A 2648-nucleotide genomic window follows, 5' to 3' on the forward strand; every position below is an offset into this window, starting at 1 on the left:
ATCTGTTCAAATAGATGGAATGGTGTTCCCATTCACCAGATAATCAGTTATTACAAAGAACATTTTTGTAATGTCCGCTTACTTTACTCACGGACAACAAGTCACACATGCCGCTGCAATCCTTGACAGTTGACTTCCTGAAGGCTGATTGGTATCATATCCGCTGCTGCATTTTTGCTGCGCGGCAAAAGCATTCGCTGTTGCTATAACTACTGCCAATTCCAATTAAGCGCATCATTCAGGACTTCACTTGTTTACCCGCTGCGCTGGGAAAAGCTGCGCTTGCCTTCTCTCTGCACTTATTTTCCTGCTAAAATATCAACTGCTTTCAGGTGCTATTTTCCAAAGAAAACGGACAAAAGCGGCGTCAAGATCGGTCAGCCCGTTCGTACGAACGCATAATGTCCTCCGCTGCGCTGCGGCCACCCTTCGGGACTTATAGTTCTCCCGCCCAGGCTTTGCGACCGCCTTTTTGACTTTCTTTTTTACCGTTTTTTCTTTTGAAAAATAGCTTTTCAGGGAAAGTCTTCGGGAAAAAAGGGAAACGAAAAACAAATTTTTTAACCCTTTTAAATCATTTAAAAAATGAAAACAGCAGAAAAAAATGCAAACGGTGTACAAGGTACAGCAGCAAAAAACAACCAATCAGTTAACCGTATTGAAAACCGCCCAAGCCTGACAGGAAAGGAAGCCAAACAAGATGAAACCGCTAAAGATCAAAAACCTGCGCAAACTCCGCAAGCTGAGAAAACCAACCCTGCCGAGGCAACGACCAGTAGCCCCGCTACAGTGGATAACCAACCCGCTAACGTTGCGCCATTTACCACAGGACACGGATTAGACGAAGCCCCAAAGAGCGAACCGGCCAAAGCGGAAGAACCAAAAGCCGAACCCGCCAAAGTGGAAGAGGTGAAAGCGGAGCCAAAAAAATTCGCTTTGAACTTAGAGCAAACTTTGAAATCGGTGGAGGGCTTACACCGCCTAAGCATTCAGCGTATTACCCTGTTATCCCGCATTAAGTTACTGGAAGATTTTGAGGTAAAACTGATCGAGGAAAACGACGAACTGGAAAACAATCCTTATCAGGGTTGCAAGCTGATTATCAAAGACGATAAAGGCCGGGAGTTTGTCACCAATACGCCAAACCTTATCCGCATGGTTTCCCAATTCATTTTTGATGCCTGCCATGAAAAACTGGCCGAGATCGAAGCAAACATCATTTTCCCCAATGCTTAAACAAATTATGCTCCCATCCCGAAAGCTATCGGGATGGTGAGCATTTTTTTATGGTTTCACAAAAAACAGCAAATCGGATGTACGAGCAATTTATAGAGTTAACCAACCAAATATTTTGGGATGGTTACGCCGAAACTTTAGCGCAGGAAAACCCCGCACGGTTTCAATTAGAATTAAGCGATTTTATGAATATATACCAATTTTAAAGCGATGGAGGATAAGATCTTTTTACTGGTGAAAGTCACCATTAAAACCGCGCATACGAGCATTCACGATGCAATACAGGAACTGCAAACCAAAACGGTTTTGCAGGTAAGCAGTACGCCGAACGTGGAAGTATTACAAACAAAAATTATTGAACTGAACACTAAAAAATAACATCATGGCACATCAAATAAATTTCAATCAGAAAACAGGCAAAAACAGCTTTATGAGTGTTAAGGAAAAAGCCTGGCACGGGTTAGGGCAAATCATAGACCGTTACCCAACTAGTAGCGAAGCCATACAGCACGCAGGTTTAGATTATATTGTAGAAAAACGCCCTTTGTTTACTTATGATACCGAAAACCATTTAGGCGATCCCGACAACGATATTATTATTCCCGAAATAGAGGTTCCTAATTTTTTTGCTACGGTTCGGGCCGATACCGAACAGGTTTTAGGGGTTGTCGGTAACGATTATGAAGTGGTACAAAACCGTGATGCGTTTTCGTTCTTTGATGCGATCGTAGGCGGTGGCGATGGTATTTTATACGAAACGGCGGGGGCATTGGGTAACGGCGAGCGGGTTTTTATAACTGCTAAATTGCCTGATTATATTCGGGTAGGTGTAAAGGACTGGATAGAACAGTATTTGTTTTTAACCACTACTCACGATGGTTTAGGAAGCATTACCGCAGCTTTTACGCCTGTTAGGATAGTTTGCAACAATACGCTAAACGCAGCGATGAATAATCATTCAGGGGCGATTAAAATCCGTCATACCGCCTCTGCTACCGAACGGCTAAAACAGGCACATACTTTAATGGGCATTAGTAAATCTTTAGGCGGCGAAATGGAGGGCTTATTTAATCAATGGGCTAAAGTACGTATCACAGATGCCGAGGTGAAAAAATTGATACAGATTGCAATGGCACCTAACAAAGAGGTTTTGGAAAACTTAGCCGGGGGCAAATTAGACCTGCTATCTACACACTACACTAACATTGTAGATAATGTTTATGAATATGCTTTAGGAAGTCAGACCCAGCAAATGGAAACGACCGCAGGAACTGTTTTTGGTGCATATAACAGCGTTATTATGGAAAGTAAAAGATTATGTAAAGCAGGCGTGTAAAAACATCAAAAGTACCTGTGTTACAGGCGCTACTTTACATAAACACTATACATAAGATTACTCCAGTTATTTGTGA

The 2648-nt window shown here is 42.4% G+C and carries 4 protein-coding genes; all 4 read left to right on the plus strand.

All coding sequences use genetic code 11. The annotated features are described in order from the left end of the window. Positions 1–585 precede the first annotated feature (585 nt). The 4 genes from GSY63_RS00070 (at position 586) to GSY63_RS00080 (ending at position 2572) form a co-directional block, all read left to right on the plus strand. Positions 586–1236 (plus strand): hypothetical protein, encoded by a 651-nt coding sequence (locus tag GSY63_RS00070; RefSeq protein ID WP_157526448.1) that lies wholly within the window; start codon positions 586–588, stop codon positions 1234–1236. A gap of 77 nt (positions 1237–1313) precedes the next feature. Then, positions 1314–1442, plus strand: coding sequence for a hypothetical protein (locus GSY63_RS24935; protein WP_262887321.1), 129 nt, complete (start codon positions 1314–1316; stop codon positions 1440–1442). A 4-nt stretch (positions 1443–1446) separates the two neighbouring features. Continuing rightward, complete coding sequence (locus GSY63_RS00075; RefSeq protein ID WP_166583813.1) at positions 1447–1614, plus strand: hypothetical protein; 168 nt, start codon at positions 1447–1449, stop codon at positions 1612–1614. Positions 1615–1618: 4 nt separating this feature from the next. Beyond that, positions 1619–2572, plus strand: coding sequence for a DUF932 domain-containing protein (locus tag GSY63_RS00080; RefSeq protein WP_243749116.1), 954 nt, complete (start codon positions 1619–1621; stop codon positions 2570–2572). Positions 2573–2648: the final 76 nt, after the last annotated feature.

Source organism: Mucilaginibacter agri, from assembly GCF_009928685.1.
In the GTDB taxonomy this organism is placed as follows: domain Bacteria; phylum Bacteroidota; class Bacteroidia; order Sphingobacteriales; family Sphingobacteriaceae; genus Mucilaginibacter; species Mucilaginibacter agri.